Below are 16,776 nucleotides of genomic sequence, written 5' to 3' on the forward strand. Positions count from 1 at the left end.
TTTATCGATCAATAAAATGCCAATAATTTCTTGATGAAAACCATCACCGCGGAACATGCTGCAGAATTGATTCTGGCGCTTCTCAGAGCACATTCATGGCTTAATACGCTTGGAGTCATGACGAAAGATGATTTCCATGCGAAAGATGAAGCTATTTTGTTTTTGCAGCAAATGGCAATTCATGGTGCAAGCAACTTTGGTTCTACCAGTCAACTCACAGCGGATAATCAGCGGATTTTTATTGGACTTAATAAGCAAACTGATGCTTCCTGAGCATCCTCTAAATCGGAAGAGCTGGCAAGTTGATGACTCAAAGCTGATTCTTGAACAGGCATTGCAGGTTATTGCAGCGGAAATCGTCGGAGACAATTCTCGCTCACAAAGCGTGCACTAATACTCTCTAGCTTGTAAGTCTTCATGATGCGTGATTTATAAATCTACAGTTACACCCAATAATCTGCCGACTGTTGCAGTCAGGCCCATTGCTAGGATCCCCCAGAATGTAACTCTGATCGCACCGACAGACATTGCTGCACCGCCTGCGCGTGCGGCAAGACTGCCCAAGATTGCTAGAAATGCAAGTGATGATACTGCGACGATGGGTATGAGTTGAGTTCCTGGCATACTCCATGCCACTAATAACGGTAAGGCAGCACCCAGAGTGAATGCGCCCGCCGAGAACAGTGCAGCTTGAATGGGGCGAGCCCTAGTATTTTCTGCTAAGCCTAATTCATCTCTTGCATGTGCACCTAATGCATCATGTGCCATTAGCTGCTTTGCTACTTGTAAGGCTAGAGCTGATTCCAATCCTCTTTTTTCATAAATATTGGCCAGTTCATTCAATTCAAATTCAAAGTCATTTTTTAAGGAATCCTTTTCAAGCTCGAGATCCGCTTGTTCTGTATCTGATTGAGAACTGACCGATACGTATTCACCGGCAGCCATGGACATGGCGCCTGCAACCAAGCCGGCAACACCAGCAATAAGAATATCAGTATGCATTGCCTGAGCCGATGCTACACCGATAATCAGGCTTGCTGTTGAAACGATGCCGTCATTGGCGCCGAGAACAGCGGCACGTAACCATCCCGTGCGATGTGATCGATGTTTCTTATAGCGGCTCATATATTCCCCGAGGTGTTTTTTTAGGTGCTTTTGAACAAACTGTTTTAATTTTTATTGTGAATTTCCCAGGTTATTCAGTTTTTATTTATCTTTATTGGTATAAATTAGTATCGATAGGAATAGACTTGTATCAACTAATTGTATCGAAAAGCTTGTTTAAGGGTATATTGAATTTGTGCAATGAAAACTCGACTCCAATTGCGAGAATGCGTAACAATCATGACTAAATTATTGAAGTATTTCAGTATCAATGTAATGTTTTTATTACTTATGTTGATTTTTGCCCCGAAATGGATTGCTGCCGGGCCGCTACTGCATACCACGGAAGGTTACGCCTCCGGTCAATTAAGTAGAATAAGCCGTGATAATAATGTAACCAGAGCCTATGTTGGGGAAATTTCACTTGGGCATGAAAGTATGACTTTTATCAGTGTTGGAAATCAACCTCCTAATCTGGTTTCCAATCCCTGGCAGTTTTGTTTTGAAAAGGATCGATACGAGGAGCTTGAGAATCTCATCGGCAATGACGTTGTGCTGGAATTTAAAACACCTAAAAATAATTCACTGTTATCTTGCGCATCTGTAAACGAGTTAGTGGAAGTTTATCCGGTTATTCAGAATCAACCGCTGGAACAAAAGCATTTTGTTGGTAACATTTATACTATGGACCGGGAGATTTCCCACGGTGTTGAGTTCGGAAGAATAACAAATTTGATTAAAAACAAGGGTACCAATAGAAGTTACTTCATGACGATACAAGTAGGTACTGGCGGGAGTAAATTTCGTCATTTCGTCATAGATGATCATGATTTATATGATTTCGCAATTACCGCTTTAAAGAATGCTGTCATTGTTAAAGTGCACTATAGCGATCGGCTTGCTTTTTTCACTAATTTTTATGGATTTGGATCCAGATCGGTTGTTTCAGAAATTGAGGCTGTTGATTAGATTTCAAATAATAAAGTAATTTTAAGATCGTGCGCTTGGAGTGGATAATTCTTAACATGCTCTGAATATTAAGATAATTGCGGATTCCATCTGTTGGTAAAGTAAACTGGATCAATTTGGATGCTATTTTAGATATAACAAAAATAAGGGTGTCGTTGGCGATTTTATCAAATGCGACACATTTCTCGGCAAGATTTCAGGTAAGCACACAACCCTTTGTTCTTTATCAAAAGATATATCTGAATTGTTACAAGCATAACCGCATGGATGGTATTTGCAACCAAGCATGATTAAGGTCTCGGCTCTCAAATGTAGTGATTTTGTCTTTTAATAACAACGATTACTTTATACTTTTATTTATTGAATTTGTAATCTTGTATATGATGATGAGAAAGTTTGGAGCTAATTTAATTTAGTAATTGATTTTTATATGTTAGATTTGAAGTTTAAATTTTCTTGCTTAAGGTAAATTAAGTAAATGGGGGCGTGAATCTAGGTGACTTTGTTTTGACAATAACAGACACGATTGGGAAATTCGATCCGCAGTAATTGATAGCTGAAATTTCATATCATTAGGTAGAGAAAACTATGAACACAACAGAACACAGAGAATTCCGGGAAAGAATGCGCTTGTTATTAGCATTATTTGCACACGAGCTTCCGGATAGAATGGATGAAATTGAAGTCCTCTGGGATAAATTACAAATCGAATGGGATATCAAAGTGCTTCAAGAGCTGCATCGTTCTGTGCATAATTTAGTCAGCAATGGCAAAACTTTTGGCTATCCCGAGTTGAGTATAGAAGCGAGGGCATTGGAGCAAGTTCTCAAGAGCTTGATGCAGAAAGATATACCAGCCGATGCTTTGCAAGCCTCACGAATTTTGCAGCAGATTCTTGAATTGAAAAAAATTGCGACTGAAAAAGAATCCATATTAACCATCGAAGTTATTTCAAAGGTTGCGGATGAACATGTGCTTGTTCCGGAAATTCCTGCATCTAATCTGATTTTTGTGGTGGAAGATGATGTCGAGGCAGCGCAAGAACTTGCTTTGCAGTTACGTTATTATGGTTATGAAGTAGAAGTTTATAATCATCTCGATAAGTTCCGTGCCGCTGTTGAACAAAGCCCTCATGCGATTATCCTGATGGATATTGAGTTTCCCGAGAATGAAATGGGCGGGATTCAAATCATGGAGCAAATTCAGAAAGGGCGCACTCAACCCGTTCGAGTGATATTTATTTCAGCTCATGATGATATGGCGTACCGGCTAGGCGCAGTACGCGCCGGCAGTGTCGCATATTTCACAAAACCCATTAACTCCAATGAATTAATTGATCAACTGGATTTGATCACCGCATCGCAAATTCAGGAACCGTTTCGCGTATTAATTGTGGATGATAGCCCAACGCTGCTTGCTTACCATGCGGCTATATTGGAGCAAGCTGAAATGCATGTAAAAACGGTATCCGAGCCAATGCAGTTATTGGAAAAGCTGAATGATTTTAATCCAGATATTATTTTGATGGATTTGTATATGCCAGGATGCAATGGGTTGGAATTGGCAAGAATTATCCGGCAGATCGATGGTTTTCTGAGCACGCCTATCGTCTATCTTTCTTCTGAGAACGATTTCAATACGCAACCGGAAGCTATGAGTTTAAGTGGGGATGACTTTTTGGTTAAGCCCATCGATCCTGCCTATTTAATTTCAGCCGTAACAACTCGCGTAACTCGATCGCGGTTTTTAAGGTCTCTAATGATCCATGACGGATTGACCGGCTTATTGAACCATACCGCTATTAAGGAAGAATTGGCACGTGAAGTAATACGTTCCAGTCGACTGAAAACTTCATTATCGTTTGCGATGGTGGATATTGATTTCTTTAAGAAAATCAATGACACTTATGGCCATGCAGCGGGAGATCGGGTAATCAAAAGCTTGGCGCGATTGTTGAAGCAACGCTTGCGAGAAACGGATATTGTCGGGCGTTACGGCGGCGAAGAGTTTGCAATTATTATGAATGATACTGATGCAACTTCGGCGGCAAAAGTGATTGACGAGATACGGAATGTTTTTTCACGGCTATTGCATTTAAGTCATGATGAAGAATTTTCGGTAAATTTTAGTTGCGGGATAGCGGATCTTGCGCATTTTCCCGACGCTGCAAGCTTGAGCGAAGCAGCCGATGCTGCGCTTTATCAAGCAAAACAAAGAGGGCGGAACAAAGTCATTGTCAATAAAAATGATTAAAATGTGTATTGGTGCTAAGTCTAATTTTGCATGAGCTCCTGAAGTCAAAGGTCATCGCTGCGTGTGCGTAGGTGACGAGGAGGGTGAACATCTGCATCAACGGCGAAGTGAGTTTTGCTGAAAGCAGCGCGTAATTGTGGATTGGGATCAATGGTTCTAAGCGCCTCGATTATGGCTACACGTGGTGCTAAACCAGCGAAATTGGCCACCTGGATCGCCAAACCGGGACGCGCATTGAGTTCGATAATCATGGGGCCTTGATCCCTGTCCAATACCAGATCAGCACCCAAATATCCCAAGCCGGTCATTTCATAACAAGCAGCGGCAAGCTGCAATAGTTTATCCCAATGAGGAACAGTTAATTCTGAAAATGTCTTGCGGGTATCGGGGTGATACGAAATGGTATCACCATATTGCACGGCATGCAGCGCTTTGCCTGAACCTATATCGATCCCGACACCCACGGCACCCTGATGCAAATTGGCTTTGCCATCCGAGACATGTGTTGTCAGCCGTAGCATTGCCATGATGGGGTAACCCCGAAATACAATAATACGAATATCCGGAATACCCTCGTAACTATAGTCGGAGAAAACCGGATCCAACTGTATCAATGATTCAATCATGACGGTATCGGGCTTGCCACCCAGGCTATGTAAGCCGCTCAGAATATTTGATACATGTCTTTCAATATCCACTAACTGAATCGAATCACCACTGGGTTTAAAATAGAGATTATGATCGTGTTCGGTAATGACCAAAATACCTTTGCCGCCACTTCCTTTAACGGGTTTTATAACAAACTGATCATGTGGGCGTAGTAATTCTTTCAGTAGTTTGACATCATGCTGATATTGAACGGTACCGAGTAGTTTTGGCACTGTAATGCCGGATTTTTGCGCTAACAGCTTGGTCTTAAGCTTATCGTCAACGAGTGGATATAAATGGCGGGGATTATAGCGGGAGATCAAACCGAAGTTTCTTTGATTCATCCCGATAATGCCCAAGCTTCTGAGTTTTCTAGCGCTTGCCAGAAACATTGCGTCTTTCCAATGAATGAAAACGATACAATTCGGATAAACGATAACCGGTATATTGTCCCAGAACCAGGATGAGAGCCAAATTAACCAGCATCAATTCGGGAAAGTTAAAAGACAGATATTCAACGGTCCGGTTGGTCATAAATAAATAGGCAATCACCGCTGTCAACAAGCTTCCGCTTCCCTGGATAAATACTTCCCGGGGACCATCTTCCTCCCATAACACCGACATACGTTCAATGGTCCATGACAAAATGATCATCGGGAAGAAAGTGACTGTCATAGCCTGATCAAGTCCGAGTTTGTTGCTGATAATGCTGATACTGGCGATGATTGCGATCACTACAATGATTACAGCTGAAATGCGCGCAACAAACAGAAGATTTAGGCGCGATAAATAAGATCTTATCAGTAATCCAATTCCAACAACTGTCAGAAAAATGATGATTCCAGTCAGCAAGGTTGTCTGTATCAATGCTAATGCGATCAGGATGGGCATAAAGGTGCCGGAAGTTCTTATACCTATCAGTAAGCGCATGATAACGACGATTAAAGCGCCAATGGGTAATAATAAAATCATTTTGAACGCATTTTGCTGTTCAATGGGCAGACTGTAGATGGAGAAATCCACCAAGCCGGCTTGCTTGTTCATGCCGTCCCTAACCACCAGATTGCGGGTTGAGTGAACATTCTTAATAATTGCGAAAGATATTTGTGAATTCTTGCCACCCACTACATCAAGCAAAGATTGATCACCACGTTGCCAGATCAGAAAATTTTCCGGCTTTCCATGAACTCCGGAATTCTGATTAAATAAGAGCCATTGCCCCCCAATATAAACTTCCACAAAGTTGATCAGCGATTGCCTGCGTCGGCCATCTTCCAGATATAACCCTCGAACGATGCGTGCGCTGATACCTTCCATTGCCAAGAGATTGATAATCAAATGCGTCTTATAGTCTTCAGTGGATTTCTCATTTAATAGCAGGCTTTGATTCTGGCTGGGCGTTTTGGAGTTTAATGTAGTAATCAATTCACGAGTGAAAATTTCAGTATTGGCAGATTTGCCATGCACTTGTTCCAACAGGGTGATTGCCGCTGTTTTGATCACTTCATCAAATTCAGGTTTTTCAGGTTCTAGTGGAAGATCGTCTGTTATTTGGGCAGCTACAATTTGCTCGGTTTCATACAGGCTGAGTCGGTAATAAGCTGTTTGCGCGCCGTTTGCGGTTCTTTTGCTCCATTCGGCACGGCGTCCAGTAGGTGAAATGACTTCACTAAAACCGTAATCAGGGGAAGCGAAATCTTCTTTCATAAAAACAATATCCGGGGTCTGCGGAGGCAATGCAAAAGATACAACCACAGGGTCGCCTCGCGCGACAAAATTTATCCGGGCTTCAATAGTCCAGACTGATTTCTTGTCATCCGGTAACAAGGGAAATCCTAAAGCAAAGTGTTTGTATAAAATCAGACCAATTCCAAATCCCATGATCAGGATAACCAGAATATAGAGTCTTAGTCTTGCATGCATTATTTGATCTCGCTCGCTGTATCCGAATTTTCTATTTTGGGAGTCGCAACGTTTTTCTTGCTGACATCGACGATAGCCAGATCCTGCAGTAAATTGCGCCCGATCAGTACTTGATGTTTGAAGCGGCTACGATCTTCCAGCGTGAAATTGATCTGCTCATCGATATCGGCAAGCATTACACGAATTCTGACCACCGGACGGCGATGGGACTCCCTACCACCGCGCCCTTTAATACGTACGTACCGCCGTAGCCGCCGGGTCAGTTCCAGTTTATCTCCAGTTAATGGATGAATTAAACTGAATTTAACAAAAGGTTTCCCATCTCTTTCAAACTCGATAATATCAAGCGCGTTCAACGATGAAGTTTGGGCGCCGGTGTCGATTCTCGCACTAAATTCCATACCGGGGGGATCAAGAAAAGCATTCTCTATACCGCCCAATAATGTTTTAGTTTTAGTCTCGACGATCTCCGGTGGCTCTTTTACGGGTGCTACATCAAGGTTTGAATCGCAAGCACACGTTTTTTCCGTTGAGTTCTTCATTGTATCGGGAAGATCTTTGGAATCATTTTTTTCTAACAATTTTTTTTGTTCGGTCATCTCGGCAAACAGAGTAACTAGCTCTGATTCTCTAGCACTAATCATAGCTTCACGTTCTGTCAGCTGATTCTCACGTGTGTTGCAGGCTAATAAAACGAATACTGCAAGCATTAACAGTAAATAACGACAACAAGTTTTTGCGTAAGACCGATGAGCAATTCTCATAACTTTCTTATTCTTAATTATTCATTTATAGCTTTGCACTATCAAATAGTGTCAGGGATTGCTTAACTGAATGGATAGTGTTTGATTTTTATAAGTACAAGCGTATCGATGGATTTCCAGACAATGTGATGTGACGGTGAATTGATAAGTACCTGGGGGTTCGTTTTTAGTATTAAATTTGAATTTAAAATGACCTTTATGATTGCTGGGATAGGATTGATCCACTACTGGCGACCCATCAGAACGGATCAATTTAAAATTAAGTAAGACATCGGGCGCAGGCTGTGCATTGTATTCTACCCATCCGTGTAGAGCCACGGGGTTGCCAACAGTATAGTGGGTTTTAGGGTCGATCAAGATAGGTTTTGAAATATGCGTCGCAAACGAATTTTTTGTACCGCTGCATATAATAAGCAGGGTGATAAATGAAAGGAGATAATTTTTTTTAGCGGTCATTATAGAAATTAAAATAGTGATGAAGAATGCCCTGTTGACAAAATAACCCGTTGGTTTATTGATAGAGTCATTTCTTAGGTACAAAAAGATCAGTGATGGTTCCTTCTGCCATTTCAGCAGCAAATAAAACTGTTTCTGAGAGCGTGGGATGCGGGTGGATTGTCAAACTGATATCTTGCATGTCAGCACTCATTTCCAATGCCAGTACGGTTTCAGCAATCAGCTCACCGGCATTGATGCCTGTAATGCCGGCGCCGAGGATGCGGCGTGTATTTTTATCCAAGAGCAATTGTGTCAATCCTTCTTCACGTGCCGTCGAGATTGCTCTGCCACTTGCGGCCCAAGGGAAACTGGTTTTCTCGTAATCAATGCCCAGTTGAATGGCTTCCTTCTCGGTCAGCCCCATCCACGCAATCTCAGGATCAGTATACGCCACTGAAGGAATGGTGCGAGCATCAAAGATAGCCTTATCTCCAGCAATTATCTCGGCTGCCAGTTTGCCTTCATAGGTCGCTTTATGAGCTAGCATCGGTTCACTGGCAATATCCCCGATTGCCAGGATATGCGGAAGATTGGTGCGCATGTGTTGATCCACGGTAATGAAACCGCGTGCATTGATTTTGATGCCAATTTTCTCAGCATCGATCTCCCGCCCGTTGGGGCGGCGTCCGACCGCCATTAGAATGCGATCATAAGTTTGAGGTTCCGGAGCATGCTTACCCTCAAAAGTTACAGTCAATCCGGTTCCCCCGGTTTCAATCCGGGTCACTTTGGTTTCAAGGTAAATCGCTTCGTAGCGTTTCTTGATGCGGCGGTACAATGGCTTCACCAGATCGGTATCAGCGCCAGGAATCAATTGATTCATCCATTCCACTACACTGATTCTGCTTCCCAACGCGTCATAGACTGTCGCCATTTCCAGGCCGATAATGCCGCCACCGATAATCAGCATGCGTTGAGGTATATCGCTCAGTTGAAGAGCATCGGTGGAATCCATCAGACGTGGGTCATCATAAGGAAAACCGGGAATACGGGTCACGCTGGAACCTGCCGCAATAATGCAGTTGTCAAATGATACCGTTTTTACACCTTCACTGGTTTCAACTTGTATTAGATGCGGTGTGGCAAATTTTCCGATGCCGTGAATGATTGTCACCTTGCGTTGCTTAGCCAGTGCTTTCAGGCCTTTGGTCAGCTTGTTAATCACCGACTCCTTCCAGGTACGCAGCTTGTTAATATCGACTTGAGGCTTACCAAATACGATCCCCTGTGCTTGCGCTTCTTCCGCTTCAGTAATGATTTTAGCGGTATGTAGCAGAGCTTTGGATGGAATACAGCCAACATTTAAACATACCCCGCCGAGGGTGGTATGACGTTCGATCAAAACCACTTTTTTTCCTAAATCAGCGGCACGGAAAGCGGCTGTATACCCTCCAGGACCAGCACCAAGCACCACTACTTCAGCGTGGATATCGCTTGGTGATCTGGATTGGGTTGATGATGTTGCAGAAGCCGGGGTCGTAATCGGCATTTCCCGGTTGATTCCGGTTTCTTTTTTTTGATTCTCTGCGTCTTCGGATTGCTCGGTTGCCGTCAAGGTGAGGATAACTGAACCTTCGGATACTTTGTCGCCAACTTGGACTTTGATTTCCTTAATCACCCCGGCGTGGGGTGAAGGTACTTCCATTGAAGCCTTATCCGTTTCCAGCGTAATGAGAGAAGTCTCCTTCTCAACGGATGCACCAGGTGCAACGAGCACTTCAATAACCGGAACATCCTTAAAGTCACCGATATCAGGAATTTTTATTTCAACAATTCGCGTCATAACAACCTTTTATTGATGAATTTACTGCCTTATCTGGCCGTCACCCAACACTATAAATTTCTGACAGGTCAATCCTTCCAGGCCGACCGGGCCGCGTGCATGAATTTTGTCGGTGGAAATGCCAATCTCCGCACCCAGGCCGTATTCAAATCCGTCCGCGAAACGCGGGGTAGTGTTGACCATCACCGAGCTGGAATCGACTTCACGCAGAAAGCGGCGTGCCCGCGTATAGTTTTCGGTAACAATCGCATCGGTATGCTGCGAGCCATACTGTGTAATGTGATCAATCGCTTGATCCAATCCCGCCACAATGCGTATGCTCAGTATCGGTGCCAGATATTCCTCATACCAATCCTGCTCAGTCGCTGTTTTCATTTGTGGAATAATGTCGCATGCTGTTTCATCGCCGCGTAGTTCAACACCTTTATCGATATAAATTTTGGTCAGCACGGGCAATATTCTCGGTGCAATCTCTGCGTGGATCAGTAGCGTTTCCATCGTGTTGCAAGTGCCGTAACGTTGGGTTTTTGCGTTATCCGCTATGCGCACCGCTTTGTCAAAGTCCGCTTCATCGTCTATATACACGTGACAAACACCATCCAGATGTTTAATCACCGGGACGCGCGCTTCTTTTGTAATGCGTTCGATCAGGCCTTTGCCGCCACGAGGCACAATCACATCAACAAAATTTTCCATGGTGATCAGTTCGCCAACAACTGCGCGATCGATGGTTTCAATCACTTGTACTGCTGTTTCCGGCAATCCGGCAAGGCGCAATCCTTCTTTTACACACGCAGCAATTGCCTGATTACTATTAATGGCTTCCGAGCCGCCACGCAGAATTGCCGCATTACCCGCTTTTAAGCACAAGCCTGCAGCGTCAGCCGTCACGTTCGGGCGTGCTTCATAAATAATGCCGATTACTCCCAGAGGCACGCGCATTTTCCCCACCTGAATACCCGATGGACGGTAATTCAATCCACTGATCTCTCCTACCGGATCAGCCAACGCAGCTATCTGCATTAAACCCTCCGCCATTGTGGCCACGCCCTTGGCCGACAAAGCCAGGCGGTCGATCATTGAGGCTTCAAGGCCTTTCGCGCGCGCATTTTCCAGATCTTTGGCATTGGCCGTTAATAGTAATGATTCATCACGTCGGAGGGCATTGGCCATGGCGATTAATGCTTGATTTTTAGTTGCAGTATCGGCCTTCGCAATCAAGCGAGAAGCTGTTCGTGCCTCATGGCCGATGAAATACATATAACTTTTGATGTCTGTGGTGTCCATGGATTAAATTTTAATCAAAATATGAATCTGCAAATAACTTGAAATTATAGTACAAGATAAGGCTTCTATTATAAGCCGCCACAGATGTAATCGGTTGCAAAACTATTTATTATTCAATCCTCACAGGCAAAATGTACGAGAAATGGCTTCGATTAGTTGCTTTTTTTGTTAATTTATTTTTTAACATCGTAGCGTAGTCTGAGAGCTGGACAAAACAACTCATATGTCGCCTGGTACAGTGGATAGAGGTATTTATGGAAAAAAGTGCAATATTAGGTGTATTGGCAGCCGAAGTAGAACAAGGGCGATTGATTTTTCCGACATCTGCTACGGCGGCGATCAAGGTCAAGGAAAAATTGGAAGATCCCGATTGTAGTATGGATTCTATGGCACGATTGATCCAAGCTGAGCCGCTGCTATCGACAAAAGTGGTTGCAATAGCCAATTCCCCTGTATTTAATCGCTCAGGCAGGAAAATTACCGACGTACGCTCAGCAGTTACATTAATCGGTATGCGAACGGTGCGAAATTTGGCAACAGCTGTGGTGGTACAGCAGCTGGTAGGGCCGCTGGCTAAAAGCGAGCAGGTTGCCCAGCTGTGGAAACATTCCGCTTATGTGGCTGCTCTGGCCCAAGTTATCGCACGCCGAATCACCCAGCAAGATCCTGAAACAGCCCTGTTCGCCGGAATGATTCATGAAATTAGCTGGTTTTACCTATTGGCTCGGGAGAAGTATTATCCAGGATTAATTGATGAAAGCATGGCGAGTTCATGGAGCAATGACGAAGAATTGGAGGACGATGGTGAACTCAATTGTGAAATTATCATCGGTACTGCCGTCTTAAAAGCACTTTCAGTTCCGGATCTGGTATTGGAAAATATTATTTATCTATGGCAAGGGTACTTAACATTTCCACCCAGCTCGCTCGGCGATACACTGTTAATTGCCAATCAACTGGCTCCGGTCAAATCTCCTTTTACTTTGCCCTCTGATCAGAGATATAGCGATGTCCCCGTTAACATTAATTTGTTGATCGATGATACAACACTGGGCGAAATATTAAAGGATTCGGAAGATGAAGTGCGATTATTGACGGAGGCTTTATGTGCATGATCTGGTCCCGATGAATATAAAATCTATTGCTTAAACTGCTTTGATCAGGGATGCTCAGGAAATTATCATCACGCATGAAGAATGGATGTCTTCGTATCAATTGATACGGATGAAATCTGATAACGTACGGTGATTGCAGCAGCTATTGCCAATATCGGTACCTCTAGGTCGATCAGAATAAATAAAATCTACGGTTAATTTCCACTGGCGACGATTGGTCATTTGCCACCTCATTAAAACAACGGAACATCCTGACCATCAATAGTAATCTTTACTATTACGGTATAACCTGCCATCAAAATATACTCTATACAAAGTGAAGGTTGTCGAACAGTGGATTTCGTATTCAAAAAGATTATCCGCTGTTTTTAGATATCAACCATCAGTTAGGAAGGAATTGTATATCTTACTGATTACATTTATATAGTCTTGTGGGAGCGGTACGAATGTACTATGCGGGGTTGTGCAGGCATAGTAAGAAATGAGTAGGAATTTCCTATAGATACAATCAAATAATGAACCTAGAATGCCACCTGTATTGAATTAAAACCTAAGTAAGTCCAAGGCGGTTGGTTTTTTAATATTTTTCTTTATTTACTCTATCGGAGATTCAAATGAGAAACAGTTTTAGACTGAAATTATTAACAGCTGCAATTCTGATGGTCAGTGGTGTTACTCACGCAGCGCCGACTGTTATGGGCAATTGGGGTGTTCACGATGATCCTGTCGAGCATGCGAGTGTATTGCTAGGAGCTGGTGCCGGATCGTTTGATCATGTGTTTACATTTAACTTAGCTAATTGGAATGGCCTAGTGTCTATCGCGGTTACCAATGATTTCGGAAAATTTAATGTTAATGGCTCCTCTTTGCAGTTATGGAAAGAAACCAGTGTTGATGGCGACTACACTAATGACATCTCTTTAGGTTCATTTGCATTTGATTCTTCATCGGTGGGAATGGATTTTGGCAATCTGGGACCCGGTAATTATTATTATGAAATTACAGGTACTGTACTGGGCCTAAAGGGAGGGTCTTACACAGTGGATTCTTACATCTCTCCAGTTCCGGAACCGGAAACCTATGCAATGTTATTGGTTGGGTTAGGGATGATTGGTTTTTCTATGCGTCGCCGACCAATTTAGAACAGATAATAATAATAAAATTCTGAGTAGTGATCTTAAGCCACAGGGGAGATTCTTCTGTGGTTTTTTATTGATTTGGAGAGTAATAAAGCAACATTGGTCTCATGCGATCAGCTGATATCAATGCAATTGCCAAAGCACTAGAACATAATCGTGGAGGCGCTCGTAATAGGTAGCAAACTCTTGTTGACTTCGCCCTCATTTATGAAGTGGAGTTTTTCTTTTTATGAATGAAGCTACTGCATAGAATGCAAGCCGATCATATTGCCTTCAGTGTCACGAAGCAGAGCAATAAAGCCGTATTGTCCAATGGACATCTTTTCGCGTACAAGGTACCCATCCATAGCGGTTGCGCGATTGGCTTCAACAGCACAATCCGTGCATGTAAAATAGACGAGCACGCCGTTACCCCCTCCCGGGCCATTTTCCATTTTGACCAACGCTCCGGATGCGCCTGCCTGGTCACTTTTCATTGGAAAACTCCATAACTCAATTTCCATTTCTGCAGGAGCGTTTAAACGTTCCAGCTTTATTTGGAATACTGATTCATAAAAATATCTGGCCCGATCCATATCCTGCACATAAATTTCAAACCAGCCAACAGGATTATTCATCTTCATTTCTCCTCAAGTAAATTAAAGCTCCGGCGTTTAACCCATTTTACAACCATACCATCAGACCCATTTCCAAAGGATGGGAGAGTAATGAATGATAAGGATAAATACGGATGAAATATTCCTGCTTGCCGCATAATTCCGGAATCAGTTTAAGTTCGAACGAATGCTCGTGCGAATCCTGAGTGCCGGTGAATTCAAATTTGAAGTGCTTGAAATTACATAGCTTGGTGGTTTTAAACTGTCGGCATATCAACAGCTCAATGACGACGTCTTCCGGGGATAGGCCGTTCAGATTTGCGGCCACCTTGAAATCCAATGCTTCATTAAAATGAATTCGTTCACAGGGCGTGTCCAATCGGCGTAATGTAACCCCTTGCCATGCATGCTTTATTTTTGTTTTCCATGCGGCTACATCCTTTGCCGCGGCAAAGTCGTTCGCTGCATATAACATACCTTTCCTACTGGCAGAGCGATAGAATTTTGTCACATATTCATCGACCATGCGGGTGGCATTGTAACGCGGTAGTAGGGATATCATTGAATGCTTGGCCATTTTTACCCAATTGGGCGAATAGCCAAGTTTGCCATAATCGTAATACAATGGAATGACCTGATCCTGCAAAATTTCATACAGTGCACGGCCTTCTTCTTGATCGCGCAACGTTCCTTCCATATCCTCCGGACCGGGTTTGATCGCCCAGCCATTTTTACCGTCGTAGCCTTCTCCCCACCAGCCATCCAGTACGCTTAGATTGATTGCGCCATTGATACCGGCTTTCATGCCAGAAGTGCCACTTGCTTCCAGAGGGTAGATCGGATTATTAAGCCAGACATCGACGCCTGCAACTAAGCGTCGGGCAAGCCGTAAATCATACCCTTCGATTAATAAAAGTCGCCCTTCAAATTCAGGAAGGCTTGCAATTTGACTGATGCGCCGGATCAAATCCTGTCCTGGAACATCAGCAGGATGGGCTTTTCCGGCAAAAAGAAGCAATACGGGGCGGTCCTGATCGAAAATGATATTTCGTAACCAATCGAGATTATCAAATAACAATGCAGCGCGTTTATAAGTAGCGAAACGACGTGCGAAGCCCAATGTAAGAATGTTCGGATTGATGGGATCAACAAATTTTAGCAGCCGGTCGAGATGTGCTTCAGAGCCGCGGTTCCTGCTATTCTGTTCACTGATGCGAGAACGAATGCCATAAAACATTTGTGATTTTAATGATTGCCGTACACTCCAGAACAAATGATCCGGTATCGCATCAATGCTTGACCAATAATCGATATCGCACATTTTGTTACGCCATTCATGACCCAAGTATCGATCAAACAAATCGGACCATTCCTGCGCCAGGAAAGTGGGAACATGAACGCCATTGGTGATATAGGAGATCGGGTTTTCTTCCGGTTCGATTTGTGGCCATAAACCCCGGCAAATATTCGCGGAAACATTGCCGTGTATTTTGCTGACACCATTATGGGTACGTGAGCCATGGATTGCCAGCGCGGTCATGTTAAAATCTGGGCTCCCTGGCGCATGTCCGAGTGCCAAGAATTCTTCGCGTGTAATATTCAGGTTACGATAAAAGCTGTCAAAATAGGTTTGCATGAGATTCGTATCGAAATGATCATGTCCTGCAGGAACTGCAGTATGTGTTGTGAAAACCGTATTGACCGCTACACTTTCCAAGGCACTTGCAAAATTGAGTCCTTGCTGTACTAAAGCGTGAATGCGCTCCAGAATCATAAAGGCAGCGTGACCTTCATTGATATGCCATATGGTGGGCTTAATGCCGAGGGCCTGCAAGGCCCGTACTCCGCCCATACCCAGAATAATTTCTTGTTCTATGCGCATGACTTTGTCGCCGCCATAGAGGTTGTGGGTGATGTAACGGTCTTGTGGAGAATTTTCCAGTAAATCGGCATCCAGCAAAAACAATGTGACATGGCCGATTTTTGCCTGCCATACTTTTATAGTGATATCACGCTGCGGGAGGGGAACTATAATTTGCAAACTTGAGCCATCCTCGCGTAGCACCGGCGTAACAGGCAAATCATCAAAGTCCGAAATGGTATAAGCAACTTGTTGATTACCTAGGCTATCGATGGTTTGAGAAAAATATCCCTGGCGATAAAGTAAACCAATTGCCACAAAGGGAAGGTGCAAATCACTGGCCGCCTTACAATGGTCACCTGCCAGGATGCCCAGACCGCCTGAATAAATGGGCAAGCTTTCGTGAAAGCCAAATTCAAAACAGAAATAGGCGATCTGATCTTGTGCATTCAGCTCTTCGTTAATCGGGACGGCAGAAGCGTCGTGGTAGGAATCGTATGTGGATAGGATGCTGTTATAAGTGGCAAGAAAAACACGATCTTTCGTGGCTTTTATCAGTACCGATTCATCCACGCGTTTTAAAAATGCTTTGGGATTATGCCCGACCGCTTCCCATAAATGGGGGTCAAGGCGGGAAAACATGGCGCGTGTAGCACGATCCCAGCTGTACCAAAGATTGTTGGCCAATTCCTCCAATCGTTTAAGACGATTCGGTATTTTAGGATTGACGGTAATAGTGAAAGCGGTACGCGTAAACATTCGTATTCTCCTTAATAAGAATTATCTTGGTATTGATTCGAAGAGTAAGGTAATCAGGATTAAACCTGAAATAGTCA

At 43.6% G+C, this 16,776-nt stretch carries 13 protein-coding genes; 5 read left to right on the forward strand and 8 right to left on the reverse strand.

Annotated features, from left to right (window positions below):
- Positions 1–33 precede the first annotated feature (33 nt).
- Positions 34–273, forward strand: coding sequence for a hypothetical protein (locus CPG39_RS00500; RefSeq protein ID WP_096291552.1), 240 nt, complete (start codon positions 34–36; stop codon positions 271–273).
- Between the two features lie 156 nt (positions 274–429).
- On the opposite strand, the gene CPG39_RS00505 is transcribed toward CPG39_RS00500, so the two are convergent.
- A complete protein-coding gene (locus CPG39_RS00505; protein ID WP_096291553.1) occupies positions 430–1,125 on the reverse strand; it encodes a VIT1/CCC1 transporter family protein in 696 nt (231 codons plus the stop codon).
- Between the two features lie 219 nt (positions 1,126–1,344).
- Between CPG39_RS00505 and CPG39_RS00510 the strand changes: the two genes are divergently transcribed.
- A complete protein-coding gene (locus CPG39_RS00510; RefSeq protein ID WP_231990340.1) occupies positions 1,345–2,073 on the forward strand; it encodes a hypothetical protein in 729 nt (242 codons plus the stop codon).
- Between the two features lie 588 nt (positions 2,074–2,661).
- Positions 2,662–4,326 carry a diguanylate cyclase gene (locus CPG39_RS00515; protein ID WP_096291555.1) on the forward strand — a complete coding sequence of 555 codons (1,665 nt, stop codon included), beginning with the start codon at positions 2,662–2,664 and terminating at the stop codon, positions 4,324–4,326.
- Positions 4,327–4,370: 44 nt separating this feature from the next.
- On the opposite strand, the gene CPG39_RS00520 is transcribed toward CPG39_RS00515, so the two are convergent.
- The 5 genes from CPG39_RS00520 to CPG39_RS00545 all read right to left on the reverse strand — a co-directional run bounded on the left by CPG39_RS00520 (position 4,371) and on the right by CPG39_RS00545 (position 11,202).
- Positions 4,371–5,366: an alpha-L-glutamate ligase-like protein gene (locus CPG39_RS00520; RefSeq protein ID WP_096291556.1), complete on the reverse strand. Its 996-nt coding sequence runs from the start codon at positions 5,364–5,366 to the stop codon at positions 4,371–4,373.
- Positions 5,347–6,897 carry an inactive transglutaminase family protein gene (locus CPG39_RS00525; RefSeq protein ID WP_013647279.1) on the reverse strand — a complete coding sequence of 517 codons (1,551 nt, stop codon included), beginning with the start codon at positions 6,895–6,897 and terminating at the stop codon, positions 5,347–5,349. Before CPG39_RS00525 ends, CPG39_RS00520 begins: the two co-directional genes overlap by 20 nt.
- Positions 6,897–7,607 carry an ATP-dependent zinc protease gene (locus CPG39_RS00530; RefSeq protein ID WP_231990341.1) on the reverse strand — a complete coding sequence of 237 codons (711 nt, stop codon included), beginning with the start codon at positions 7,605–7,607 and terminating at the stop codon, positions 6,897–6,899. Before CPG39_RS00530 ends, CPG39_RS00525 begins: the two co-directional genes overlap by 1 nt.
- A 577-nt stretch (positions 7,608–8,184) precedes the next feature.
- Positions 8,185–9,942 carry a dihydrolipoyl dehydrogenase gene (gene lpdA, locus CPG39_RS00540; RefSeq protein WP_096291559.1) on the reverse strand — a complete coding sequence of 586 codons (1,758 nt, stop codon included), beginning with the start codon at positions 9,940–9,942 and terminating at the stop codon, positions 8,185–8,187.
- A 21-nt stretch (positions 9,943–9,963) separates the two neighbouring features.
- Positions 9,964–11,202 (reverse strand): glutamate-5-semialdehyde dehydrogenase, encoded by a 1,239-nt coding sequence (locus CPG39_RS00545; protein ID WP_419866154.1) that lies wholly within the window; start codon positions 11,200–11,202, stop codon positions 9,964–9,966.
- Between the two features lie 281 nt (positions 11,203–11,483).
- Between CPG39_RS00545 and CPG39_RS00550 the strand changes: the two genes are divergently transcribed.
- Positions 11,484–12,344, forward strand: a complete 861-nt coding sequence (locus CPG39_RS00550) for an HDOD domain-containing protein (protein WP_096291561.1) — start codon at positions 11,484–11,486, stop codon at positions 12,342–12,344.
- A gap of 614 nt (positions 12,345–12,958) precedes the next feature.
- Complete coding sequence (locus CPG39_RS00555; protein ID WP_096291562.1) at positions 12,959–13,486, forward strand: FxDxF family PEP-CTERM protein; 528 nt, start codon at positions 12,959–12,961, stop codon at positions 13,484–13,486.
- Positions 13,487–13,722: 236 nt separating this feature from the next.
- Here CPG39_RS00555 and CPG39_RS00560 read toward each other — a convergent pair whose 3' ends face one another.
- Positions 13,723–14,100 carry a VOC family protein gene (locus CPG39_RS00560; RefSeq protein ID WP_096291563.1) on the reverse strand — a complete coding sequence of 126 codons (378 nt, stop codon included), beginning with the start codon at positions 14,098–14,100 and terminating at the stop codon, positions 13,723–13,725.
- 46 nt (positions 14,101–14,146) lie between these two features.
- Complete coding sequence (glgP, locus tag CPG39_RS00565) at positions 14,147–16,699, reverse strand: alpha-glucan family phosphorylase (RefSeq protein ID WP_096291564.1); 2,553 nt, start codon at positions 16,697–16,699, stop codon at positions 14,147–14,149.
- Positions 16,700–16,776: the final 77 nt, after the last annotated feature.

Source organism: Nitrosomonas ureae (assembly GCF_900206265.1).
GTDB classification, from domain to species: domain Bacteria; phylum Pseudomonadota; class Gammaproteobacteria; order Burkholderiales; family Nitrosomonadaceae; genus Nitrosomonas; species Nitrosomonas ureae_C.